Origin of the sequence: Marilutibacter maris (genome assembly GCF_006546735.2) — a bacterium.
Lineage (GTDB): Bacteria > Pseudomonadota > Gammaproteobacteria > Xanthomonadales > Xanthomonadaceae > Marilutibacter > Marilutibacter maris.
Genome location: NZ_VICD02000200.1, coordinates 1 through 24,427 on the forward strand (window position 1 = coordinate 1; position 24,427 = coordinate 24,427).

Genomic DNA, 24,427 nt, shown 5'->3' on the forward strand with positions numbered 1-24,427 from the left:
CGACGGCCCCCTTCAGGGCCCAGCACGGCCGCAGCGCCGGTCGGTCGCCGCGCGGTCTTTCCAGGACGACCGCAAGCCACGAACCGATCCCTCCTGACGGAAAGCAAGATCCGGATATTCACTGACCGGTTGCCTCTCTAGCCTCTGCTGCGTTCATTGCGCTGTGTTCCCGCTACTGCCTGGACCCGCGCATTCGACACTTCTCATACGCAACAGATGGAAGGAGGTACCCATGCGCAAATTCGCTCTCGTGATCGGGATGATCGCGGGCACATCGGCCGCATTTCCGTTGGCGGCCCTTGGCGGGCCCGTACCGACCGCCGCGCCTGTAGAGCACGTCCCGGGACGTCTGGTGCCGGTCAATGGCACCAGGCTGTGGGTGGAGACCGAAGGCAAGGGGCCTCCACTGGTCGTCCTGGTCGGCGGCCCCGCGAACTCGCATGTGTCCATGCATCCGGCCTTCAGTTCGCTGGCAGACCGGTTCCAGATCATCTACTACGATTATCGGGGGCGCGGCAGAAGCGACACACCCACCGCAATCGGAGATGTCACCTTCGAACGGGATGTCGAAGACCTGGAGGCGCTGCGCGCCGAGCTGGGTCTGGAGACGATGAATCTGTATGGCTTTTCCTACGGAGGGCTCGTGGCGCAGGCCTATGCGCTTGCCCAGCCATCCAGGGTGGATCATCTGATTCTTGCGAATACGCTCTACAGCGCGGAGATGTGGAAGCTCAATCACGACAACATCAACGCCGAGCTCGAGAAGCAGTACCCCGAAGTCTGGGAGCGCATCCAGGGGCTGCGGGAACGGGGCTACACCTCATCCAGTCCGGAAATGCAGGCACTCTATGCCGTGCATTCCCCCCTTATCCGCTGGTACAACCCGGACCGCGCGCACCGACGCAGGACGGAACCGGGGTCGACCAACAAGGCGCTCTACTGGGAGTTCGTCGGCCATGACATCGATTTCGAACCGGGAGGGGAGGTCGTCCGCCTCCCGGACTTCAGGCCGCGACTGGGCGAACTGGAGATGCCGACCCTGATCCTGGCGGGACGCTACGACCGTGCGCTCTATCCAAAGCTGCAGTGGGAATTCAAGCGCCACGCTCCCCAGGCGTGTTTCATGATCCTGGAATACAGCGGGAGCTACGGCCATGTGGAAGAACCCGAGACGGTCATTCCGCTGGTGGAGGAGTTTCTGTCGATGCCTCCCGCTGAGTTCAGCAGCGCATCCGCCAGGTTCCTCCACGACAGGAAGTCGTGCTTGTAGGCGGAGCCAGCGGGCAGGAGGACATCCGCTCCTGCTCGCGTGGATCCCGATGAGGTCCGCATCGCCAGCGGAGGATCAATCTCCGCTGGCCCTCGACGCCTGACGCACCATGGCCGACAGGAGTTCGTGCTGTCGTTCCCGTTCCAACCCGGCAAGAATGTCGTCGAACACGTCCGCCCGCTCGTCCTGGCCAAGCTTGAACCTTGCGCGGGTGTCGATGATCCGCGCGCGAAACGCAATCACCGCACGCGAGAGTCCCGGATAGCGGTCGCCCATCTCGGACACGCGCCAGGCGTCCCGGCGCCCGTGCTCCATGCGGGCGACAAGCCGTTCCAGCGCGAACCCCGCGTCTTCGTCGAAGTCGACTTCGACATCGAACTGGACGGATTCGTAGTTCCAGGTGGGCGCCTGTGTCCGGTCCCGCATCCACGACGGGGAAATGTATCCATGCGTACCGCTGAACACCACGAGCGCGCGGGGCTCACGAACGAGGGCGGCTGCCTGGGGGTTCGACCGGGCCAAGTGACCGATGAGGTGCGGAGCTTCGACGTCATGATCGAGAATCAGCGGCAACGGCGTGCACAGAAGCTCGCCACTCCGGCTGGAGATCAGATGAGCGAAAGGATGGTCGCGGACAAGACGATGGATGGCGTCCTCGTTGCGCGGGCAGGACTTGGGATCGACTCTCATGGCAATGCGGTACCGTGCGGGAAGTAGCGCCAGCTTGTCCGGCCCCGACCCGGATGCCTATCCGGTTCTTGCGGTGCGTGGACAGCGCCGCGCCGGCATGACCGGCCGCCCTGGGCGACCGGCATCGACCGCAAGAACCGGAGTTCCTGCGGTCGAATTTCCCCCTATGCTGACCCGATGAGCGGATGCTTCCAGGTGCCAGCCATGCCTTCGACCGTCCAGGACTCGGCCGACTACACGACGGATGATGCGCGCTGGCGCGCCGTTCAGGCCCGCGATCGCGACGCTGCGAGGCATTTCGTCTATGCCGTGCGCACCACCGGCGTGTATTGCCACCCGGGCTCGCCGGCGCGGCTCCCGAAGCGGGAGAATGTGGAGTTCTTCGATTCGCCGGCAGCGGCCGAGGCGGCGGGGTACCGCGCCAACCGGCGGAGCAAGGGCGACCGGACCGATCCGGCGATCGGACGCGCGGCGTTGGTGGCGCAGGCCTGCCGCCGGATCGAGGCTTCCGAAACCGAACCCTCGCTCGATGAGCTGGCCACGCAGGCTCGCATGAGCCCGTTCCATTTCCACCGCGTGTTCAAGGCCGAAACGGGTCTGACACCCAAAGCCTATGCTTCGGCCCATCGCGCCCGGAAGCTGCGGCAGAAGCTGGGGGCCGCGGACGTTTCCGTCACGGAGGCCATCTACGATGCCGGATTCGGCTCCAACAGCCGCTTCTACGAGGCATCCGACCGGCTATTGGGGATGCGCGCGCGCGACTACCGGGCAGGCGGCGCGGGTATGACGATCCGTTTCGCGGTAGGGCAATGCTCTCTGGGCGCGATCCTGGTTGCGCAAAGTCAACGAGGCATCTGCGCCATCCTGCTGGACGACGACCCGGATGCCTTGATTCGCGAGCTCGAGGATCAGTTTCCGAAGGCACAACTCATTGGCGGTGACGCCAAGTTCGAGCGTCTGGTCGCCGAGGTCGTGGGCTTCATCGAATCGCCTTCCATCGGCCTGAACCTGCCGCTGGATGTGCGCGGAACCGCCTTCCAGGAGCGGGTCTGGCAGGCGCTGCTCGAAATTCCGCCCGGCACCACGGCGAGCTATGCCGACGTCGCACAACGCATCGGCGCACCGAAGGCGGTCCGCGCCGTGGCGCAGGCCTGCGGCGCCAACCGCGTGGCTGTCGCCATTCCCTGCCATCGTGTCGTGCGGCGCGACGGGGACATATCCGGCTATCGCTGGGGCCTGGAGCGCAAACGAGAGCTGTTGAGGCGCGAAGCCGAGAGCTGAGAACCCTTCCCGAACCGGTCGCGACGGCTACGGCCGGCCCAGGCGCCGCTGGTTGGCGCGCTTGTGGCCGTGGTCCATCTCGTCGTTGACCACCCGCACCGCCAGCGACGACTCGTAAGCCAGCAGGATGCTCGCCGCCAGCATCATCGTCACCCCCAATGCGGCCAGGATCGTCGGCGCGGACACGAAGCGGTAGCCCATGAAGGCGTCGGCGGCGACGGTCAGGCTGGTGCCGACGAAGCAACTGATCGCCAGATACAGCAACTGGCTGCCATGCAGGGTGATCCGGCTGCGCCGGCGCTGCATCAGGATCAGCGCCTCGATGCGGGCGCGCTCGCCATCGTTGTCGACGGTCTCCAGTTCCAGCAGCAATTGGCGGGCGCGGTCGATGACCCGGGCCAGGCGGTTGTTCGCCGACATCAGCAGCGACGCGGTCGCGGTCAGGAAGAACGCGGGCGCGAGCATCGCGGTGAGGATGGCGTAGTGCGAGGCGGCGTCCTTGAACATGGCGGTACGCGGGCGTTGGGTTGCCGCTATCATGCCCCGACGCGGCGGTCGCTGCGAGCAGGCAACGAAGGACAGCATGACGATGACAGCGGGGATGGCGATGGGGAAGGGCGAACGGCTGGTCTGGATCGACCTGGAGATGACCGGCCTGGACACCGACAACGACTCGATCCTGGAGATCGCCACCGTGGTGACCGACGCCAGCCTCGAGGTCCTGGCCGAGGGGCCCGAGCTCGCCATCCATCATCCGCTCGATCGCCTGCAGGCGATGGACGAATGGAACCGTCGCCAGCACGGCAGCTCGGGCTTGTGGGATCGGGTGCTTGCCAGCCGCGTCGACATCGCCGAGGCCGAGGCCAGGACCCTGGCCTTCCTGCGCGAATGGAGCAGCGCCGGCGCCTCGCCGATGTGCGGCAACTCGATCTGCCAGGATCGCCGCTTCCTGCACCGGCTGATGCCGCAGGTCGAGCGGCACTTCCACTACCGCAATCTCGACGTCAGCACGATCAAGGAACTGGCCCGGCGCTGGGCGCCGGCGGTGCTGGCCGGGGTCAGCAAGCAGTCGCGCCACACCGCGCTGAGCGACGTGCACGACTCGATCGCCGAGCTGCGCCATTATCGCGGCTTCATGGGCCGTCTGGGCGGCCTCCAGGCGGACTGAGCATCACCCGCCGGAAAGGATTTTCCGGATCACCACGACGCAGGAGGCGAAATGAACCGGAGCCGCAACCGTCTTCTCTGCCTGGCGCTGGCGGCGGCCTGGCTGCCGACCGCGGCCAGCGCCGACGAAACGCCGGCCATCCACAACGTGGTCACCGTGACCGAGCAGCGTTGCCAGGGACCGGCGATACTGCAGTGGGCGGTGCATCCGCGCCGCCGGCAGGCGCAGGAAAGTGGCTCCCTGGCGCTGGGCGACACCGGTTACCGGGTCGACCTGTCGGCGCTGGCGCCGTTCCGCGAATGGACCCTGATGGAGCGTCTGCACGACGGCTCGCGCGGGGTCGACGACAGCTACGCGCTGTTCAGCCGCGATGGATCGGGCCCGATCGAAGCCGCCTACGTCATCACCCGCCTGCCGGAGGACCTGCGCGACAACGAGCTGGCGCTGCGCCAGGTGGTCGCGATCCAGCAGGGCAACACCGGCGACGGCAAGGCGTCCTTCATCGAGGCCGACACACCGTTCGGGCGCGGCCTGGAGATGGTCGTCGGCGGCCGGGTCGGTTCGACCTGCTATCCGACCGCGCGGTTCCTGTACGCGACCGCCGAGGCGCCTTCGATCGGAATCAGCCGCTTCGTGGTCAGGAACGACGACCTGATCGAATACTCGCTGGTGATGTCCTGGCCCGACGGGGTCGGGCAGGGCGCGATCATCGAACAGGCACAGCGCAGGATGGACGGCTTCCAGCGCGGGCTGGCCGCGGCCGACCCGCGCTGAGCGCGGGATCCGCGGCTTACTCCGGATCGGCCGAGGGCTGGTGGTCGGGGCTGGCGAGGCTGTCCCTGACCTGCGGCGGCAAGGTCGCCGGTCCACTCTGGCCGCCACCGGCGACGTGGTGGTACATGTGGACGTCGCGCTGCGGGAACGGAATGCTGACCCCGGAGGCGTCGAAGCCCTTCTTGATCCGCTCGGTCAACTCGCACTTGGTCACGAAGAAGTCGGCGTTGGCGACGTGGCAGCGAATGCCCAGGTTGACGCTGTTGTCGCCCAGCCCGTAGACCAGCACGTCCGGCGACGGCTCGGCCAGCACCCGTGGGTCGGCATGCATGATGTCCAGCGCCAGCTTGCGGGCGAGGTCGATGTCGTCGGTGTAGCCGATGCCGATCACCAGCTCGACGCGACGCATCACGTCCGGCGTCAGGTTGATGATCGAATCGCCGGTGATCAGGCTGTTCGGCAGCACGATCAGCTGGTTGTCGGCGCCGCGCAGCTTGGTCTGGAAGATGCTCACGTCCTCGACCTTGCCGGTCTCGCCGGCGATGGTGACGATGTCGCCGACCCGGAACGGCTTCAGCGACACCAGCATCACCCCGGAGGCGACGTTCGACAGCGAATCCTTCAGCGCCATGCCGATCGCCAGGCCGGCGGCGCCGAGCACCGCGATCATCGACGTCGGGGCGATGCCGAACACGCCCTGCAGCAGGCCCAGGATCAGCACCACCAGGAGCCCGATGTAGACGACCTTGCGCAGGAAGCGGACCGCGATCGGGTCGACCTCGGCGCGGTTCAGGCCGCGCTCGGACAGGCCCGCCAGCCAGCGGGCGATCCGCAGGCCGATGTAGAAGACCACCAGGCCAATGCCCAGCTTGACGCCGAGGTTGGCTGCGTATGCGAGCCACTCCGAACCGAGCTGAACCGCTCCGATCTGCATTGCGTACTCCTTTTTCCCTGTGATGAAACGGGCGCCTGCGGGCGCCGCGGTCCGCAACGGCGGCCGCAAAAGCAACGCCCCGCATCGGCGGGGCGTTGTCTGGTTTGACGCAGCCTAACGCGTCGCGCGTGAGCGACGCGTTACCCGCGCACGATGCGCTGGCAGGCGGTTCAGCCGGCCTTTGCCTTGGCCAGCTTCAGCCAGGTATCGACCACGGTGTCGGGATTGAGCGACACCGACTCGATGCCCTGTTCCATCAGCCACAGGGCGAGGTCGGGATGGTCGCTGGGGCCCTGGCCGCAGATGCCGACGTACTTGCCCTTGGCCTTGGCGGTGGCGATCGCCATCGCCAGCAGCTTCTTCACCGCCGGGTCGCGCTCGTCGAACAGGTGCGCGACCAGGCCCGAATCACGGTCCAGGCCAAGAGTGAGCTGGGTCAGGTCGTTGGAGCCGATCGAGAAGCCGTCGAAGATTTCCAGGAACTCCTCGGCCAGCAGCGCGTTGGAGGGCAGCTCGCACATCATGATGATCTTCAGGCCGTCCTTGCCCTGCTCGAGACCGTTGGCCTTCAGCACCTCGACCACCTTGCGGCCTTCCTCCAGCGTGCGCACGAACGGGATCATCACCCAGCAGTTGGTCAGGCCCATCTGCTCGCGCACCTTCAGCACCGCGCGGCACTCCAGCGCGAACGCGTCGGCGAAGGCCGGATCGACATAACGGCTGGCGCCGCGGTAGCCGATCATCGGGTTTTCCTCGTGCGGCTCGTAGCGACTGCCGCCGATCAGGTTCGCGTACTCGTTGGACTTGAAGTCCGACAGGCGCACGATGACCGGGTTGGGCGCGAACGAGGCGGTGATCGTGGCGATGCCCTCGGCCAGGCGATCGACGTAGAAATCGACCGGATTGCCGTAGCCGGCGGTGCGCTCGTCGATACGCTTCCTGGTCTCCGCGTCCTGCTGGTCGTACTCGAGCAGGGCCTTGGGATGCACGCCGATATGACTGGCGATGATCATCTCCAGCCGGGCCAGGCCGACGCCGGCGTTGGGCAGCATCGCGAAGTCGAACGCGCGCTCGGGGTTGGCGACGTTCATCATCACCTTCAGCGGTGCCGGCGGCATGCGCTCCAGGTCCGCGGTGTGACGTTCGAAGGGCAGGGCGCCCTCGTAGATGAAGCCGGTATCGCCCTCGGCGCAGCTGATGGTGACGGTCTGGCCGTCCTGGATCGCGTCCAGCGCGTTGCCGGTGCCGACCACCGCCGGCACGCCCAGCTCGCGGGCGATGATCGCCGCGTGGCAGGTGCGGCCGCCACGGTTGGTCACGATCGCCGCCGAACGCTTCATCACCGGCTCCCAGTCGGGGTCGGTCATGTCGGCGACCAGCACGTCGCCGGGCTGGACCCGGTTCATGTCGTCCAGCGAGCGGACCACGCGGGCGACGCCGCTGCCGATCTTCTGGCCGATCGCGCGGCCCTCGCAGACCACCTTGCCGCGTTCGCTCAGCTGGAAGCGCTCGATCTGGGTCGCCTTGGCGCGCGACTTCACCGTCTCCGGACGCGCCTGGACGATGAACAGCTTGCCGCTGACGCCGTCCTTCGCCCACTCCACGTCCATCGGGCGGCCGTAGTGCTTCTCGATGATCAGCGCCTGCCGGGCCAGCTCGTGCACGTCCTCGTCGCTGATCGAGAAGCTGTTGCGCAGCTCGGCCGGGGTATCCTCGGTGCGCACGCGCTCGCCGGGCACGTCGGAATAGACCATCCGCAGCTGCTTGGCGCCGATCGCCCGGCGCAGGATCGCCTGGCGGTCCTCGGCCAGGGTCGGCTTGTAGACGTAGAACTCGTCCGGATTCACCGCGCCCTGCACGACCATCTCGCCCAGGCCGTAGCTGGAGGTGATGAACACCACGTCGCGGAAGCCGGACTCGGTGTCGAGGGTGAACAGCACGCCGGAGGCGCCGACGTCGGAGCGCACCATCAGCTGCACGCCGGCGGACAGGAACACGTCCTCGTGCTTGAAGCCGTGGTGCACGCGGTAGGCGATGGCGCGATCGTTGTAGAGGCTGGCGAAGACTTCCTTGACCTTGTGGACGACATCGTCCTCGCCGGTCACGTTGAGGAAGGTCTCCTGCTGGCCGGCGAACGAGGCGTCGGGCAGGTCCTCGGCGGTGGCCGAGGAGCGCACCGCGACCGCAACCGGGTCGCCGCCGTTCTGGTCGCACAGCTTGCGGTAGCCCTCGCGGATCGCCGCGTCCAGGTCCGGCTGCAGCGGCGCATCGATGACCCAGCCGCGGATCTCGCCGCCGGCCGCGGTCAGCGCCGGCACGTCCTCGACGTCGAGGGTCGCCAGGCGGTCGAAGATGCGCTGGTGCAGGTCGTTGTGGGCGATGAAGGCCTTGAACGCCTCGGCCGTGGTCGCGAAACCGCCGGGAACCGACACCCCGAGGTTGGCCAGATTGCCGATCATCTCGCCCAGCGAGGAGTTCTTGCCTCCCACTCGGGCGAGGTCGGACAGGCGCAGCTCATGCAGCCAGAGGATGTTCTCTTTCAAGGCGGGGGCTCCTGGTACGGCGGAACGGAAGCGATGGGGACGGGCAGGCCGCGGACGGGGGCAGGGGCGGATGTCCGGCGGACAAGCCGCTATGATCGCCTGTGCGCCGGGCGCTTACAAGGTTGATCCGGCGGGCTTTTTCCTGTTGGCAGGCGGATTTTCGAGGGGTTTGGCATGGGTCTGCGCCCGGTGTTCTACATTTCCGACGGTACCGGCATCACCGCCGAGACCATCGGCCATACGCTGCTCACCCAGTTCCAGGAGACCCGCTTCGTCAGCGAGCGCATCTCCTTCGTCGACAGCGTCGAGCGGGCGCGCGAGGCCGCCGAGCGGATCCGCAAGGCCGCGGAGATGCACGGGGTGCGCCCGGTGATCATCAATTCCTGCGTCGACAACGAGGTCAGCGCCGCGCTGGCCGAGAGCGGGGCGCTGCTGCTGGACGTGTTCGCGCCGTTCATCGAACCGCTGGAGCAGGAGTTCGGCGAGACCCGCCGGCACGCGGTGGGGCAGGCGCACGGCCTGGTCGATTTCGAGACCTACCACCGCCGCATCAACGCGATGAATTACGCGCTGACCCACGACGACGGGGCCAGCATCGACTACGCCGAGGCCGACCTGATCCTGGTCGCGGTCTCGCGCGCCGGCAAGACCCCGACCTGCGTCTACCTGGCGCTGCACTACGGCATCCGTGCGGCCAACTATCCGCTGACCGAGGAGGACCTCGAGCACGATCGGTTGCCGCCGCGGCTGCGTCCATACCGCCACAAGCTGTTCGGGCTGACCATCGACCCGATCCGGCTGCAGCAGATCCGCCAGGAGCGGCGGCCAAATTCGCGCTATGCCAAGTTCGAGACCTGCAAGCGCGAGGTCGCCGCGGCGGAGATGATGTTCCGTGCCGAACGCATCCCGACCCTGAGCACGACCCATACCTCGATCGAGGAGATCTCGAGCAAGGTGCTGTCGACGCTGGGAATCCGTCGCGAGATGTTCTGAACGAGAGGCTCTGGACCGCGCAACCGGGCCTGGAGGGCAGGGCGCTGAACGGCGGTTCAGCTTGCGGCCGCCGCGCGCGATGAGCGACGAATCTTCAAGTTATGCCGCCCCGGGCGGCGCGTCAACGCTGCCGAAATCCACCCCGCGCGTGTAGCATCGGGTCCATGTCGACCGCTGCCGCCACCGCCGAACGCCTGCCCCGCCTCAACCGTTTCGGTTGGCTGATGGGGCTGTACGCGGAGAACCACGCGCGCTTCCAGCGCCTGTTCGCGCCGGCCGCGCTGGAAGCGGGGCGGTACCGCTCGGTGATCGGCGACGGCCTGGACGTCTGCCTGGACGTGATCGAGCGGCATCGCTACACCACCGAGCTGCGGCTGACCTACGCAATGCCCGATCCGGTCACAGGCGAACCGGACCCGTCCGCCTACCTGCGCGTCTATCACGATGCGCGCCAGTTGGAAGCGACCCACTGCTATATCGGCCGCCGCTGGCAGGACGTGATCGGCCTGTATCCGCCGCCGGCGGAGGTGATCGGCCACCGCATGCGGATGAACACCTTCCTCGGCAAATGGCTGGAGTACCTCGCTGAACGCGGGCATGGCGTGGCGACCTTGCAGGGGCCTGAAGCCATTCCGAAAAAAGTCATCGAAATGTCTTGACGACCTTCGGGACGGCCCCTAAGATGGCCGTCTTTCCAGCGCAGTGGGGCCATAGCTCAGCTGGGAGAGCGCTACAATGGCATTGTAGAGGTCGGCGGTTCGATCCCGCCTGGCTCCACCAAATTTCTGGAACATTCGCAGTAACCGCAACACCCGTCCCCATCGTCTAGAGGCCTAGGACACAACCCTTTCACGGTTGCGACCGGGGTTCGAATCCCCGTGGGGACGCCATATTCGAAACACCCAGCCCTGATGCGTCGGGGCTTTTTGTTGTCAGACCGGCTTTATTGCAGGCCGGTTTCCAGCACAGTGGGGCCATAGCTCAGCTGGGAGAGCGCTACAATGGCATTGTAGAGGTCGGCGGTTCGATCCCGCCTGGCTCCACCAAATTCCTGGAACGTCCGCAGTACCCGCAACACCCCGTCCCCATCGTCTAGAGGCCTAGGACACAACCCTTTCACGGTTGCGACCGGGGTTCGAATCCCCGTGGGGACGCCATATTCGAAACAAAAAGCCCCGGCATGCCGGGGCTTTTTGTTTTCATGCCTGGACTTTCGGTTACCGGATCGTGGCGCTAGCTCACAGGGACGGCCACACGCATCGGATGTTCCGGGTTGTCGCGGATGAAGGCTTCGACGTCGCGCAGCCTGGCGGGCAGCGGTGGAGCATCGAAGCTTCCATAACTGAAGAACCGGAACCCCGCTTCGTACAGCGCCTGGACCTTGCGCCACTGCTCGCGATTGCGCGCAGGCGGAGCCTTGAAAGAGCGGCCCATCTCATGAAGGTCGCCAGCGCAGCAAGGACAGCGGGACCTCCGCTGCGGGCGCGGGGCGATCCTGAAGCTCTTGCGGCATATGAAGCAGGCGTGCGCGATCAGGTATGCGGCCGCACGAGGGCGAAGCGGCGGCGGCGATGGAGCAGGGCGGTTGCCGGTGTCGCGACGCAGTGCCATGCGCCTGGCCTTTTCGAACTTGTTCATTCGTGCCGGCTGCGAAGATGTCGGGCGGGTAGCCCGTAAGGGCCTCGAATCATTGACCCTTGGATGGTGGAGGGCATGAAGCGAGTGGTCAACAACCGCAACATCGCCAACGGTGTGGCGCGGCGTTGGCCCCGGTGGGCAAGGGATTCGCGAGCCAACACTGGACCCGCTCCAGAGTTGCGCCGCGCCCCCGGCATCGGTCAGCATGCGCCCGGTTCACCGCTACCGGCGTATCATCGACCGCATGTCCCGTTCGTCCGTCCTGCTGCGAGTGCTGGTCGCGCTGATGCTGGTGCTCAATGGCATCGGCGGCACGATGGCGTCCGCGCGCATGCTGGTCGAGCACGAGGCGCTGACGAAGCAGCACGCCGGTACTACCGCCACGACGATGCCGCCCTGCCATGAGGACATGGGCGGGATGGAACACGACGCGCCAGCAACGCCGCAAGCGGCTGGCCACGGCGACGATCCCGACTGCTGCAACGGCGGCCAATGCGCCTGCGAGTGCATCCAGCACTGCTGCGCGATGCCGGCGCCGGCGCTGGCCGGCGCACCGCCCGGACCGTCCGGCACCGCCGTTCACCCGCTCAGCGACGGCCACCCCGAGCCCGTCCGCCCGCGACTGATCCGACCGCCGATAGGCTGATCCGGCACCGGCACGCCAGTGCCGGAACCGTGCGCGCACGCCTGGATGCGGTGCGCCTCCAGTCTTGCCCGTCCCGATGCGGAAGGGCAGCCGATTTGCGAACGGAGTTAGCGATGTCTTCCGATTCTTCCGATGCCGGCCGCGGTATGCCCGCGCCCTCGCGTCGTCGTTTCGTCCAGGGCCTGGCCGCCGGCGGCGCGATCGCCGGCCTTGGCCTGTGGCCGCGCCCGGGCTGGGCGCTGAAATCCCCGGGCCAGCCAAACGTGCTGACCGGCACCGAGTTCGACCTGTCGATCGGCGAGATGCCGGTCAACTTCACCGGGCGGGTACGCACCGCGATCGCGGTCAACGGCAGCGTGCCGGCACCGTTGCTGCGCTGGCGCGAGGGCACCACGGTCAACCTGCGCGTGCGCAACGACCTGCCGGCCGGCTCGATCCACGGCGACACCACCTCTATCCATTGGCACGGCATCATCCTGCCGGCCAACATGGACGGCGTGCCCGGGCTCAGCTTCGACGGCATCCGTCGCAACGAGGCCTATCACTACCGCTTCGAGGTGGGGCAGGGCGGCACCTACTGGTACCACAGCCATTCCGGCTTCCAGGAACAGGCGGGGCTGTATGGCCCGCTGGTGATCGACCCGCTCGAACCCGAGCCCTTCAGCTACGACCGCGACTATGTGGTGATGCTGTCGGACTGGACCGACCTGGATCCGGCCTCGCTGTTCGCGCGGCTGAAGAAGATGGCCAGCTACGACAACTACTACATGCGCACCGTCGGCGACTTCGTGCGCGACGCCCGGCGCGACGGCCTGGAACAGACCCTGGACGACCGCAAGGCCTGGGGCGAGATGCGGATGACGCCGACCGACCTGTCCGACGTCAACGCCAACACCTACACCTACCTGATGAACGGCACCACCGCGCTGGGCAACTGGACCGGGTTGTTCCGCAGCGGCGAGAAGATCCGCCTGCGCTTCATCAACGGCTCGGCGATGAGCTATTTCGACGTGCGCATCCCGGGCCTGAAGATGACCGTGGTCGCCGCCGACGGCATGTACGTGCATCCGGTGACGGTGGACGAGTTCCGGATCGCGGTCGCGGAGACCTACGACGTGATTGTCGAGCCCAGCGGCCAGGACGCGTTCACGATCTTCGCCCAGGACATGGGCCGCACCGGCTACGTCAGCGGCACCCTGGCGGTACGCGAAGGCCTGCGCGCGCCGGTGCCGGTTCCCGATCCGCGACCGATCCTGACCATGGCCGACATGGGCCATGGCGGCATGGGGCATGGCGGCCACGACATGGCGGCGATGAAGGGCATGGAGGGCGGCTGCGGCGGCAATATGAAGCACGGCGCCATGCAGCACACCTCCAACCAGCACGGCTCCAACCAGCACGGTTCAAACCAGCACGCCGGCATGGACCATGGCGGCGGGGGCATGCAGACGCACCCGGCCAGCGAGGAGGGCAATCCGCTGATCGACATGCAGACGATGGCGCCGGAACCGCGTCTGTCCGATCCGGGCATCGGCCTGCGCGACAACGGCCGCCGGGTACTCAGCTACGCCGACCTGCGCAGCACCTTCGAGGATCCCGACGGCCGCGACCCGGGGCGCGACGTCGAACTGCACCTGACCGGCCACATGGAGAAGTTCGCGTGGTCGTTCGACGGCATCAAGTTCGCCAGCGCCGAACCGTTGCGGATGACCTATGGCGAGCGTCTGCGCATCGTCCTGGTCAACGACACCATGATGACCCACCCGATCCACCTGCATGGCGTGTGGAGCGACCTGGAGGACGAGGACGGCAATTTCATGGTGCGCAAACACACCATCGAGATGCCGCCGGGCACCAAGCGCAGCTATCGCGTGCGCGCCGACGCGCTCGGCCGCTGGGCCTATCACTGCCACCTGCTGTACCACATGGAAGCCGGCATGATGCGGGAAGTGAGGATCGAGGAATGAACACGATCGTCTCGACATTCGCGCCGCTTCCGGTCGCGCTCGCCATCGCACTGGCGCCCGCGCCCGCATCGGCCCAGGACCGGCACGCACAGCACCGCCCGCAGGCCGCGCAGGACAACGACGGACATGCCGGCCATGGCGCCAGGGCGTCGATGCCGCATGAACCGGAACCGTCGACCGCGACGAGTGCCAACGATGCTGGCGACCACTCCGGGATGGACCACACGGGCATGGAGCATGTGCGCTCACCGCAACAGCCAAGCACCCCGATTCCCACGGTCAGCGACGCCGACCGCCGCGCCGCGTTCCCGGAACTGCACGCCCATGCCACCCACGGCGACAGCATCCACAGCTATTGGTCGCTGGACCGGCTGGAGGCCTGGGATGCGGACGAGGAGGGCACCGGAACCGCCTGGGAAGCGCTGGCCTGGGTAGGCGGCGACATCGACCGTCTGTGGTTGCGCAGCGAGGGCGAACGCACCGATGCCGGCACCGAGTCCGCCGATCTGGAAGTGCTGTACGGGCACAGCGTCTCGCGTTGGTGGGATGTCGTCGCCGGCATCCGTCACGACTTCGGTGGCGAGGGGCCCTCGCAGACTTTCGCCGCCTTCGGCGTGCAGGGCCTGGCGCCCTACAAGTTCGAAGTCAGCGCGACCGGCTACGTCGGCGAATCCGGCCAGACCGCCGCCAGCCTCGAGGCCGAGTACGACACCCTGATCAGCAATCGCCTGATCCTGCAATGGAGCGCGGAAGCCGAGCTTTACGGCAAGGACGACCCGGCCCGCGGCATCGGCTCGGGCCTGTCGTCGCTGGAAGCCGGCGCGCGTCTGCGCTATGAGATCAGCCGTCGCTTCGCGCCCTATGTCGGCGTCAGCTGGGAGCGCAGCTACGGCGGCACCGCCGACCTGAAGCGCGCCCACGGCGAGGACATCGAGGACACCCGCCTGGTTGCCGGCGTGCGGGTCTGGTTCTGAGGAGAAGGCGATGAAGACGATCATCAGGACCCTCGTCGGCATCGGCCTCGGCACGGCCGCCATCGCGGCCGCAGCGGCCACCGTGGTGTACTCCGGCGTCTACGACATCGCCGCCGACTCACCGCATAGCCGCCCCGTGTTCGCGCTGCTGGAGACCGCGCGCGAACGCTCGGTGGCCCGGCGCGCGCGGGCCTTGCAGGTGCCTGCCGTCCTCGACGACCCGGACCGGATCCGCCAGGGCGCCGGCAACTACGACGCGATGTGCGTGAGCTGCCATCTCGCACCGGGTTCCGGCGAATCCGAGCTCAGTCGTGGTCTGTACCCGGCACCGCCGGATCTGAGCCGCGAAGCGGTGGACGCGGCGAGCGCGTTCTGGACCATCAAGCACGGGATCAAGGCCAGCGGGATGCCGGCCTGGGGCCGCAGCATGGAAGACGAGTACATCTGGAACATGGTCGCCTTCCTGCGAGCCTTGCCGACCCTGGACCGGGAAGGGTATGCCGCACTGGTCGTCAGCAGCGAGGGGCATTCGCACGGTGGCGGCGGGCACGACAACGGTAGTGGCGGGCACGAACACGACGGCGCGGAGGCGCGTGAGCGGGATTCCGGGGCCGTCGAGCCGCAGGGACACGTCCACGCCGACGGCTCGCACCACGACCATGGGTCTGCCTCCTCGACCGAGCCATCGATACCCGAACAGGCGCGCGCAAACGACGACAACCACGACGAATCAGCCCCATCGCACAAGGACACCCACACGCATGAACACTGATGCAAGGCACGCGCGCAGGACGCGCCTGCGCCAACTGACGACACTGGGGCTCGGCGGCCTGCTCGCGCTCGGCCTGAGCGCCCATGCCCATGACGGCGCAGCCGCGGCCGCAGCCGAGGCCCAGGCCTCCACCTCCACAGGGACGACCCACACCGAAATCGACGGCCGGCAGGCGGCGATGCGACAGAGCTTCGTCGCGGTGGCCGACGCGTTCTCGGATGCGCTCAAGACCGGCGACCTGGAACGCGTCGGCGACTTCCTCGCCGAGGACGTGCTGATCCTGGAAAGTGGCGGCAGCGAGCGCACGCGCGAGGCGTACCTCCGCGGGCACGCCGGCCACGATGCCGCCTTCCTGAAGGAGGCGCAGGTGCGGCTCCTGCATCGTACCGTGCGCACCAGCGAGCACATGGTCTGGATCGGCAGCGAACGCGAGATCCATGCGACCGGCGACGGCGGGCCGATGGCCCTGCTCAGCAGCGAGACCCTGGTGCTTGGCGACACCCCCAAGGGGTGGAAGATCGTCCATATCCACTGGTCGTCGCGTCCGCTCAAGGCGGGGGAGGGCAACCGATGAACGCGCGTATCGTGGCCCTCGGCCTGCTGGTCCTGTCGCCGCTGCTCTCCGCCTGCGCCGGCGACCGGGAGACGCTCGTCGCCGGCGCGGACGTCGACACGGCCGCGGCCAGGCAGACGGACACCGCGCCCATGGCGCCGGAGTCGACCGCGCTGCCGCCGGCGATCGTCCACAAGAGCCCGACCTGCGGCTGTTGCGAGCTGTGGGTCGAGCATCTGCGCGAAGCCGGCTTCACGGTCGAGGTGCGCAATCACGCGCCGGACGCGCTGAACCGGCTCAAGGGCGAGGTCGGCGTTCCCTACGGCAAGGGCTCCTGCCACACCGCCCGGATCGGCGATTACTTCGTCGAAGGACACGTGCCGGCCGCCGACATCAAGCGCCTGTTGGCCGAGGCGCCGCAGGTGAACGGTCGCGCCGCGAAGGGGCTCGCGTTGCCGGGCATGCCACTGGGTTCGCCGGGCATGGAGGTGCCCGACGGCACCGTCCAGCCCTACACGGTCGAACTGGTCGGCGAGGGCGGCGGCACCGTTCCCTTCGCGTCACACTGACCCGGCGCGGGGCAGGGTGTTGACTCTGGACCATGGTCCAGACTGCAGACTGCCCCCATCGCCCATCGTGGGCACGCATGGACAAGGCCATGAAGATCGGAGAACTGTCGCGCCGCACCGGCATCGGTATCGATACCGTGCGCTACTACGAACGCCAGGGCCTGATGCGCCCCGCCAACCGGATGGCTTCCGGCTACCGCCTGTTCGACGAGCAGGATGTCGCCCGCCTGCACTTCATCCGTCGCGCCAAGGTGCTGGGTTTCACCCTGGAGGAGATCGGCGAGCTGCTGGCCCTGTCCGACCATCGCGACGAGGACATGGCGTCGATGAAGGCGGTGGCCACCGCCAAGCTGGCCGATGTCGAGCGTCGCCTGGCCGAGCTTGAGCGGATGCGCGATGGCCTGCGCACCCTGGTCGACGCCTGCCCGGGACACGGCGCGATGGCGCGCTGCCCGATCCTCAACGCCTTGGTGGAGGACGCGGCATGAGCGCGCACGGACACAAGCACGGCCACGATCACGCAGCTGCCGACCACGAACACGATCACGACCATCGGGGTTGCGGCCACGCGCACCCGGAAGCGACGGCACAAGGCCAAGACAAGCGACCGCAGGCCGCCCACGCGCACGGCGATCACGCCGACCCGGGCGCGGCGTCGGGCAGTTGCTGCGGAGCGGCCACGTCCTGCCAGGGTGGTGCCGGCAACGATGCCGACGGCGTCGTCGATCCGGTCTGCGGCATGCGCGTGGCCCCGCAGACCAGCACGCATCGTCACGACCACGAGGGCCGGACCTATCACTTCTGTTCGGCGCGTTGCCGCGAGAAGTTCGCCGCCGATCCGCAGCGCTGGCTGTCGCCGGATCCGGCCCCCGCGCAGGAGATGCCGGCCGGGACGATCTACACCTGCCCGATGCATCCGGAGATCCGCCAGGAGGGACCGGGCACCTGTCCCAAGTGCGGCATGGCGCTGGAGCCGGAAATGCCGAGCCTGGAAGAGGAGGAGAACCCCGAGCTGCGCGATTTCGGCCGCCGCTTCTGGGGCACGCTGCCGCTGACCGCGGCGGTGTTCGTACTGGCGATGTTCGGCGGCCGGCTGGGCCTGCTCGACCCCGACACCCGCAGCTGGGTCGAGCTGGTGCTGGCGACGCCGGTGGTGCTGTGGGCGGGTTGGCCGCTGCTGGAGCGCTGCGTGCAGTCGATCCGCAACCGCAGCCCGAACATGTGGACCCTGATCGGCATCGGCGTCAGTGCGGCGTTCGGCTACAGCGTGGTCGCCACCGTCGCCCCCGACCTGTTTCCCGAGTCGTTCCGCGAACATGGCCGCATCGGCGTCTATTTCGAGGCGGCGGCGGTGATCGTCTCGTTGACCCTGCTCGGCCAACTGCTTGAACTGCGCGCACGCTCGAAGACCTCGGCGGCGATCAAGGCACTGCTGGGACTGGCGCCGAAGACCGCGCGCCGCCTGCGCGAGGATGGCAGCGAAGAGGACATCCCGCTCGAACACGTGCATGTCGGCGACCGCCTGCGGGTGCGTCCCGGCGAGAAGGTGCCGGTCGACGGCACCGTCCTGGAGGGCCGCTCCAGCGTCGACGAGTCGATGCTGACCGGCGAGCCGATGCCGGTCGAGAAGCAGGCCGACGACAGCCTGATCGGCGCCACCCTCAACGGCACCGGCAGCCTGGTGATGCGCGCCGACCAGGTCGGCAGCGCCACCGTGCTGTCGCGGATCATCCAACTGGTCGCGCAGGCGCAGCGTTCGCGTGCGCCGATGCAGCGCATGGCCGACAAGGTCGCCTACTGGTTCGTGCTGGCGGTGCTGGCGGTCGCGGTGGCCACCTTCTTCGTGTGGGGGCTGTTCGGCCCCGATCCGTCATGGACCTACGCCGTGCTCAATGCGGTGTCGGTGCTGATCATCGCCTGTCCGTGCGCGCTCGGTCTGGCGACGCCGATGTCGGTCATGGTCGCGACCGGGCGCGCCGCCAATGCCGGTGTGCTGTTCCGCGACGCCGAGGCGATCGAACGGTTCCGCACCATCGACACCCTGGTCGTCGACAAGACCGGCACCCTGACCGAGGGCCGGCCGGCATTTCACGAGGCCAGCGGCGCCGGTGGATTCAGTGCCGACGACGTGCTGCGGATCGCCGCCAGCCTGGATCTGGGCAGCGAACATCCGCTGGCCGAGGCGATCGTGGACGAGGCGCGCGCCCGATCGCTGGCGCTGGAAACGGCGCAGGACTTCGAGTCGGTGACCGGCAGCGGCGTCCGCGGCCGGGTCGGGGGCAGGGCAGTGGTGCTCGGCAATACCCGCCTGATGGCCGACACCGGCGTCGACGTCGCCAGTGTCGCCGACACCGCCGAGCGGCTGCGCGGCGAAGGCGCGAGTGTGATGTTCCTGGCCGTCGACGGACGCCTGGCCGGCCTGATCGCGGTCGCCGACCCGATCAAGGAATCGTCCGCGCCGGCCCTGGCCGCGCTGCGCGAGGCCGGCATCCACGTGGTGATGGCGACCGGCGACGGCGAGACCACCGCCCGTGCGGTGGCCGGAAAACTCGGCATCGACAGCTTCCACGGCGAGGTGCGGCCGGAGGACAAGGCCGAGCTGGTCACCCGGCTGCAGGCGCAGGGGCATCGCGTGGCGATGGCCGGCGACGGCATCAACGACGCCCCGGCACTGGCCGCCGCCGACATCGGCATCGCCATGGGCACCGGTACCGACGTGGCGATGTCCAGCGCCCAGGTGACCCTGGTCAAGGGCGATCTGCGCGGCATCCTGCGCGCCCGCGAACTGTCCGCCGCGACCGTGCGCAACATGAAGCAGAACCTCGGATTCGCCTTCGTCTACAACGGCATCGGCGTGCCGATCGCCGCCGGCGTGCTGTATCCGCTGACCGGTCTGCTGCTGAGCCCGATGCTGGCCGCGCTGGCGATGAGCCTGTCGTCGGTGTCGGTGATCGGCAACGCGCTGCGGCTGCGGGGCGCACGGGTCTGACGGGACGGATCTGACTGGACGGACCCCGCGCATGCCGGTGCCGGCATCGCATCCGGCGACCGTCATCTCCCCGGATGCGATGCCTGAGACCCGTTCAGGCGCACGGTGGCGACACGCACGCCAGATCCAGCCGCACCAGCGAACCGTCGCGACCGCGCCGGTCCGCGCGCAGATAGCGATGATCCCGCCAGCATTGCAGGTCGACCGGCGGCTTCACCGGCTCGCCCCACAGGCTCAGTTCGAAGCCCTGCTCGACCAGCCACCGGAGCAGGGCGTCGAAACGCGCCTGATCCGCGGGCAGCAACAGGTCGGCATCGGCGGGCGGGGGTCCCGAAGCCGGTTCGCCGGCCTCCCGCCAACCTGCGAGGCTGCCGTACAGGCGGAACGTGAAACCGGCGGCTTCGATCGCACGCAGCAGCTCCGCCGTCGCCTGCAGGTCGATGGTTTCGCGGCGCTTCTGGTAGATCAATGCGTACTCGTGACTGCGGTTGCTGGCGGCGAGCGCATGCGGCAGCGGCGACACCGGACGCGGATAGCACAGCACCCGTTCCTCGTGGGCCACGAACAGGCTGTCGAGAATGCGCGCAAGATCCCAGGCCAGCGGAAACCGGCGGCCGCCAATGACGATGTTCTCGGCCATCGCGATGCAGTAGCCACCGTCCGCCAGGACCCCGCGCAGCGAGTAGAACACCCGACGCAGACCACGCAGGAAGCCCGCGTAGTCCTGCTCCAGGTACAACTGTCCGGCCGCGGGCTCGCCGGTCCAGCCGCAACCGAAGTAGGGCACGCTGGTCAGGCCCAGGTCGGCACGCGCCTGTTCGCCGTGCGTGGCGAGTTCGCCGTTGCGGATATCCGCCTGGAGTCCGAGTCGATGCAGACGCTCGCGGGCGAGTCCCGCCCGTCGCGGATCGATCTCGTAACCCAGACCGTGGCGTCCCTCGATCGAGGCGGCGAGCAGGGTGGTGGCGAAGCCGCAGAAGGGGTCGAGCACGGTTTGCCCGGGCTGCGAGAAGTGACGGACGAACGGGCGCATCTGCTCGACCCAACCGCAGTCGCGACCGTCGAATCCGTCGCGTGCGCGGATGTCGGCCGGCAACGCCCAGCGGGCATTGTCCGTGCGCGGCTGGAACCAGCTGGCGTCATCCATGGTGTCACCCATCGGCGGGCGTCCAGATCAGGTCGTGGTCCGGCTCCCAGCCCGCGCACAGATGGCCGTCGGGGTGGAACACCAGCTTGTAGACATCGCCGCTGCGGTGGCAGCGATGCATCGCCGCGTAGTCGGAGGTTTCGAACACGACTTCGAGCCCCGACTCGCTCTGCATCACCAGGTTCCAGAAGTAGTAGCCCTCGGTCAGCCGGAGCGGACGCATCGACGACCACCAGGGGGCGGTCATGCAGGCCTCCAGCAGCCTCTCGATCGAGACCCGGGCGTCGTCGATGTAGCGACGGGTGACGGTGTTGCGGTAGCCCGCATCCAGCCGCGAGAACTCGCGGAAGATCACACTGCGCGCCCCCAGCGAAGCCGCCCAGCGCAGGTAGTCGATCACCTCGTCGGGATTGTCGACGCCACCGCGCTGGAGCAGGCAGACCAGCTTCAACGGCAGCGCCGCGGCCAGTGCGCGCGCGGTGGCCGCGAAGGTATCGGCATCGGCAACGCGCTCGCCGGGGCGGAACCGCATGATCGCCTGGTTGCGGTCCTCCCGCGGGTGGTGCCGCGACAACTCCAGCCACGACAGGTCGAACGCCCGCAGCGCCGAGACCAGCTCGCCGCCGCGTCCACGCGCCAGTCCGGCGCCATTGCTGTACAGCACGCGCTCGTGGATGACGCCGCCGCGGCGCTCCTCATCGCCCAGGGTCTCCAGCAGCCGCAGCAACCAGGCCTCGTCGTCGCTGGCCTCGAGCCCCGACAGCGACCACGACATCGGTATCCCGCGTACCGCCCGCAACGCGCGTTGCAGGATCTGGAAGTAGTCCGCATCCGGCCGCAGCCGCGCGGCCATCCTGCCGTCCCGCTCCGGCTTGAGCGTCTCCGAGCAGAACCGGCAGCGTGCCGAGCACGGTCGGGCGGCGGCGTAGGGGGTGAAGGTCAGCGGTTGCGCGAAGCGATAGGCGCGGCCGGCGACGGTCGCGCGATGCCAGCGCGCCGGATCGGACGGGGCGGGCGCCCGACGCAACAGCGCCGGCGTGCGCTCGCGCAGACGCTCGAACAAAGGCGAGCGGCCGGCCAACGGCAGCTGGCCCAGCGCGGCCGCGGCCAGGGGCTCGGCTGCCGGCATGACCCGGCTCATGCGGAAGCTCCCGTTGCCGGGAACCGCGACGGGTCGCCATCGCTCGCGCGAGTGCGGTCGGAGGAAGTATCGGAATGCGGGAACGGAATGGGACGCACGTGTGTTTGAACGCCTTGTATCGCGGCAAGGGAAGGGCCGATGATGGTACCGGTCGGGATACCGGCGCATTCAGGCGCCGGCACCCCGGAGGCCCCGCGCCGAGGCAGGGCGAAGATGCCTATTCAGGATGAAGAATTGACCCCGATCAATGCCAGCGCCCCGGCAAAGGCGTGAAATACAGGGACAACCACTGATACCGGAGTAGCCGACATGATCAAAGATCTAATGCTCGCTCTTACCGGTCTGCCCGAGGACAACAACGCTCTGGACAACGCATTGACGATGGCGGACCACGTACAGGCGCACCTGACCGTGGTGGGCACCGTGCGCATGATGATCCCCGCGGTCGGCGACTGGGGCGTCGCCCCGGACGCCGCGTCGATACAGCTGATCCATGCCGAGATCCAGGCGATGGCCGATGCCGAGGCGGCGCGACTGCGCGAGCGCCTGGAAGGCGAGTCGGTTCCGTCCGAGGTGCGCATGATCGAGACGACATCGTTCGACATCCAACGCGAGTGCGCCTTGCAGGCGCGCCATGCCGACCTGGTGATGATGACGGCCGACAACGGCAGCAGGGCGGAAGGGGCGGTCGTGCATGCGCTGTTCAACGCCATCCTGCTCGAATCCGGCCGCCCGGTGCTGGTCGTTCCTCCGAACCATAGGCTGCGAATGCCGATCAAGCACGTCGTCGTGGCCTGGCTGCCGACCCGCGAAGCGAGCCGCGCCCTGCACGACGCCATGCCATTCCTCAAGGCCGCCGAGTCGGTGGACGTACTCGAGATCGAGCCGGCGGGACCGGATGCGCGCGGAAACCACGGCCCGCAGTCCGGTGAGGATGTCGCCGCCCACCTTGCCCGGCACGGGATCAAGGTCGACGTGGTGGTCCAACCGCAGCAGGACGACACGGTCTCGAACGCCTTGCTTCATCATTGCGAACAGTCCGGCGCACAACTGCTGGTTGCCGGCGGCTATGGCCATTCGCGCCTGCGCGAATGGATGATCGGCGGCACCACCCGGGAACTGCTCCAGTTGGCCCAACTGCCGGTGCTGTTCTCGCACTGAGCGGCCACGTACGGGCCTCCGTCCCGGCCTTCGTCCGTAGCCAACTGCGGACGGACGTCGGGCCCGGCCCGGATGCAGCCGGTGCTCGCGAACGCCGGCCCGGTGCCGAACTAGCGCGCGGTATAGCCGCCGTCGATGACCAGCTCGGTACCGGTCACGAACTTCGATTCGTCCGAGGCCAGATAGACCACCCCCCAGGCGATGTCATCGGGTTCACCGACATGGCCGAGCGGATGCAACTGGCCCAGCTCGATGCGGGCGGCATCGAGATCGGTCGCGCCGCTGTCGCGCAGATGATGCTCGACCATCGGCGTCCAGATGTAGCCCGGATGCACCGAGTTCACCCGGATCCCGTCGCCGGCATAGAGCAGGGCATCGGTCTTGCTCATCAACCTGACCGCACCCTTTGACGCGTGATACGGCGGCACATCGGCCGCACCGACGATCCCGTATATCGACGACAGATTGATGATGCTGCCGCCGCCACTGCGCTTGAGGTGAGCGATCGCATGCTTGGTGCACAGGAACACACCCTTGACGTTGACCGCCTGTACGCGATCCCATTCCTGCTCGCTGATCTCGTGGGTGGGGCGATTGACGCCGGCGATGCCGGCATTGTTGACCAGGACGTGAAGCCCGCCAAAGCGCGAGGCGACCTCGTCGATGGCGGTCCTGACCTGGTCCTCGACGGCGACGTCGACATGCCAGTAGTTCGCTTCGGCGCCCCATGCCAGCAGCTCGCCGAGCAATTCGTCTCCGGCATCGTCCTGCACGTCGAACAGCGCCACCGTTGCTCCTTGCTCGGCAAGACGCCTGACACAGGCCCGGCCAATGCCCATGGCAGCCCCGGTGACGATGCAGACCTTTCCGTTCACTCGACTCATGACGGCTTCCTCACAACGGCGGACGCTTGCAGTCCATCACATCGGCGGAACAGGCGTATTGATCCGGATCAATCCATCCCAAGCCCTGGAATCCGTGTGCCAGCAGACGAAGCATCTGGCCGATCGGTGGTCAGCGCCAGGCCGGGCAGGCGCGCCCAAACGCAAGAGCCGGCCGGATTCGTGCCGGGGACTACCAGCTGGGTACTTGTGGCTTCGTGCCCTTGCGTATTGGACATAATATGCATTATGCGAAGTTCTACGCAGGTGGCTGGAGACACTTCGTCTAGGAAATTTCCGACCCGCCCTCGCGGCGTAGTCCGATCCCAAAGCAAC

23 protein-coding genes and 4 tRNA genes are annotated in these 24,427 nt (G+C 67.8%); 19 read left to right on the plus strand and 8 right to left on the minus strand.

The genetic code is table 11. The features are described 5' to 3' along the window. Window positions 1–232: 232 nt before the first annotated feature. Entirely contained in the window at window positions 233–1,270 is a 1,038-nt protein-coding gene (locus tag FKV24_RS11430) for an alpha/beta fold hydrolase (protein ID WP_141482476.1), read from the plus strand. Window positions 1,271–1,345: 75 nt separating this feature from the next. Here FKV24_RS11430 and FKV24_RS11435 read toward each other — a convergent pair whose 3' ends face one another. Then, complete coding sequence (locus FKV24_RS11435; RefSeq protein WP_141482477.1) at window positions 1,346–1,960, minus strand: FMN-binding negative transcriptional regulator; 615 nt, start codon at window positions 1,958–1,960, stop codon at window positions 1,346–1,348. Window positions 1,961–2,164: 204 nt separating this feature from the next. On the opposite strand from FKV24_RS11435, the gene ada reads away from it, so the two are divergent. After that, a complete protein-coding gene (gene ada / locus FKV24_RS11440) occupies window positions 2,165–3,241 on the plus strand; it encodes a bifunctional DNA-binding transcriptional regulator/O6-methylguanine-DNA methyltransferase Ada (protein WP_111266416.1) in 1,077 nt (358 codons plus the stop codon). A 27-nt stretch (window positions 3,242–3,268) separates the two neighbouring features. On the opposite strand, the gene FKV24_RS11445 is transcribed toward ada, so the two are convergent. Then, complete coding sequence (locus FKV24_RS11445; RefSeq protein ID WP_111266415.1) at window positions 3,269–3,748, minus strand: DUF2721 domain-containing protein; 480 nt, start codon at window positions 3,746–3,748, stop codon at window positions 3,269–3,271. An 82-nt stretch (window positions 3,749–3,830) separates the two neighbouring features. Between FKV24_RS11445 and orn the strand changes: the two genes are divergently transcribed. Further along, window positions 3,831–4,409 (plus strand): oligoribonuclease, encoded by a 579-nt coding sequence (gene orn, locus FKV24_RS11450; RefSeq protein WP_425481627.1) that lies wholly within the window; start codon window positions 3,831–3,833, stop codon window positions 4,407–4,409. Between the two features lie 51 nt (window positions 4,410–4,460). Then, entirely contained in the window at window positions 4,461–5,183 is a 723-nt protein-coding gene (locus tag FKV24_RS11455) for a hypothetical protein (RefSeq protein WP_141482478.1), read from the plus strand. A gap of 16 nt (window positions 5,184–5,199) precedes the next feature. On the opposite strand, the gene FKV24_RS11460 is transcribed toward FKV24_RS11455, so the two are convergent. Together FKV24_RS11460 and ppsA are read right to left on the minus strand one after the other, a co-directional pair. Next, window positions 5,200–6,117 (minus strand): mechanosensitive ion channel family protein, encoded by a 918-nt coding sequence (locus FKV24_RS11460; RefSeq protein WP_141482479.1) that lies wholly within the window; start codon window positions 6,115–6,117, stop codon window positions 5,200–5,202. A gap of 170 nt (window positions 6,118–6,287) precedes the next feature. Then, window positions 6,288–8,660 (minus strand): phosphoenolpyruvate synthase, encoded by a 2,373-nt coding sequence (ppsA, locus tag FKV24_RS11465; RefSeq protein WP_141482480.1) that lies wholly within the window; start codon window positions 8,658–8,660, stop codon window positions 6,288–6,290. Between the two features lie 174 nt (window positions 8,661–8,834). Here ppsA and ppsR point away from each other — a divergent pair, with 174 nt between their 5' ends. The 6 genes from ppsR (at window position 8,835) to FKV24_RS11495 (ending at window position 10,810) form a co-directional block, all read left to right on the plus strand. Beyond that, entirely contained in the window at window positions 8,835–9,653 is an 819-nt protein-coding gene (gene ppsR / locus FKV24_RS11470) for a posphoenolpyruvate synthetase regulatory kinase/phosphorylase PpsR (protein ID WP_111266410.1), read from the plus strand. A 164-nt stretch (window positions 9,654–9,817) separates the two neighbouring features. After that, a complete protein-coding gene (locus tag FKV24_RS11475; RefSeq protein ID WP_111266409.1) occupies window positions 9,818–10,312 on the plus strand; it encodes a DUF1249 domain-containing protein in 495 nt (164 codons plus the stop codon). A gap of 45 nt (window positions 10,313–10,357) precedes the next feature. Beyond that, window positions 10,358–10,433, plus strand: a tRNA-Ala gene (locus FKV24_RS11480). Window positions 10,434–10,467: 34 nt separating this feature from the next. Further along, a tRNA-Glu gene (locus FKV24_RS11485) sits at window positions 10,468–10,543 on the plus strand. Between the two features lie 80 nt (window positions 10,544–10,623). After that, a tRNA-Ala gene (locus FKV24_RS11490) sits at window positions 10,624–10,699 on the plus strand. Window positions 10,700–10,734: 35 nt separating this feature from the next. Further along, window positions 10,735–10,810: transfer RNA gene (locus FKV24_RS11495), tRNA-Glu, on the plus strand. Between the two features lie 76 nt (window positions 10,811–10,886). Here the strand turns inward: FKV24_RS11495 and FKV24_RS11500 are convergent. Then, the gene (locus FKV24_RS11500; RefSeq protein ID WP_141482481.1) at window positions 10,887–11,291 is read right to left on the minus strand and encodes a hypothetical protein; all 405 of its coding nucleotides are present in this window, start codon (window positions 11,289–11,291) and stop codon (window positions 10,887–10,889) included. 244 nt (window positions 11,292–11,535) lie between these two features. Between FKV24_RS11500 and FKV24_RS11505 the strand changes: the two genes are divergently transcribed. From FKV24_RS11505 to FKV24_RS11540, 8 genes are all read left to right on the plus strand, one after another. Continuing rightward, entirely contained in the window at window positions 11,536–11,937 is a 402-nt protein-coding gene (locus tag FKV24_RS11505; RefSeq protein WP_170288288.1) for a CopL family metal-binding regulatory protein, read from the plus strand. Window positions 11,938–12,050: 113 nt separating this feature from the next. Beyond that, the gene (locus tag FKV24_RS11510) at window positions 12,051–13,904 is read left to right on the plus strand and encodes a copper resistance system multicopper oxidase (protein ID WP_141482483.1); all 1,854 of its coding nucleotides are present in this window, start codon (window positions 12,051–12,053) and stop codon (window positions 13,902–13,904) included. After that, entirely contained in the window at window positions 13,901–14,878 is a 978-nt protein-coding gene (locus tag FKV24_RS11515) for a copper resistance protein B (protein WP_111266405.1), read from the plus strand. The genes FKV24_RS11510 and FKV24_RS11515 overlap by 4 nt, the downstream gene beginning before the upstream one ends. A gap of 10 nt (window positions 14,879–14,888) precedes the next feature. Further along, window positions 14,889–15,650: a c-type cytochrome gene (locus FKV24_RS11520; protein WP_141482484.1), complete on the plus strand. Its 762-nt coding sequence runs from the start codon at window positions 14,889–14,891 to the stop codon at window positions 15,648–15,650. After that, window positions 15,640–16,224: a nuclear transport factor 2 family protein gene (locus FKV24_RS11525; protein WP_170288289.1), complete on the plus strand. Its 585-nt coding sequence runs from the start codon at window positions 15,640–15,642 to the stop codon at window positions 16,222–16,224. Before FKV24_RS11520 ends, FKV24_RS11525 begins: the two co-directional genes overlap by 11 nt. Then, window positions 16,221–16,772: a DUF411 domain-containing protein gene (locus FKV24_RS11530; RefSeq protein ID WP_111266402.1), complete on the plus strand. Its 552-nt coding sequence runs from the start codon at window positions 16,221–16,223 to the stop codon at window positions 16,770–16,772. Before FKV24_RS11525 ends, FKV24_RS11530 begins: the two co-directional genes overlap by 4 nt. An 89-nt stretch (window positions 16,773–16,861) precedes the next feature. Then, window positions 16,862–17,260, plus strand: coding sequence for a heavy metal-responsive transcriptional regulator (locus FKV24_RS11535; protein WP_141482486.1), 399 nt, complete (start codon window positions 16,862–16,864; stop codon window positions 17,258–17,260). Further along, entirely contained in the window at window positions 17,257–19,761 is a 2,505-nt protein-coding gene (locus FKV24_RS11540) for a heavy metal translocating P-type ATPase (RefSeq protein ID WP_141482487.1), read from the plus strand. The genes FKV24_RS11535 and FKV24_RS11540 overlap by 4 nt, the downstream gene beginning before the upstream one ends. Window positions 19,762–19,855: 94 nt before the next feature. On the opposite strand, the gene FKV24_RS11545 is transcribed toward FKV24_RS11540, so the two are convergent. Together FKV24_RS11545 and FKV24_RS11550 are read right to left on the minus strand one after the other, a co-directional pair. Next, entirely contained in the window at window positions 19,856–20,920 is a 1,065-nt protein-coding gene (locus FKV24_RS11545) for a DNA methyltransferase (protein ID WP_249040998.1), read from the minus strand. After that, window positions 20,913–21,989 carry a hypothetical protein gene (locus FKV24_RS11550; RefSeq protein ID WP_425481628.1) on the minus strand — a complete coding sequence of 359 codons (1,077 nt, stop codon included), beginning with the start codon at window positions 21,987–21,989 and terminating at the stop codon, window positions 20,913–20,915. The genes FKV24_RS11545 and FKV24_RS11550 overlap by 8 nt, the downstream gene beginning before the upstream one ends. Before the next feature lie 369 nt (window positions 21,990–22,358). Here FKV24_RS11550 and FKV24_RS11555 point away from each other — a divergent pair, with 369 nt between their 5' ends. Beyond that, window positions 22,359–23,210: a universal stress protein gene (locus tag FKV24_RS11555; protein ID WP_141482488.1), complete on the plus strand. Its 852-nt coding sequence runs from the start codon at window positions 22,359–22,361 to the stop codon at window positions 23,208–23,210. Between the two features lie 110 nt (window positions 23,211–23,320). Here the strand turns inward: FKV24_RS11555 and FKV24_RS11560 are convergent, their stop codons facing one another. Next, window positions 23,321–24,094, minus strand: coding sequence for an SDR family NAD(P)-dependent oxidoreductase (locus FKV24_RS11560; protein ID WP_111266398.1), 774 nt, complete (start codon window positions 24,092–24,094; stop codon window positions 23,321–23,323). Between the last annotated feature and the right edge of the window lie 333 nt (window positions 24,095–24,427).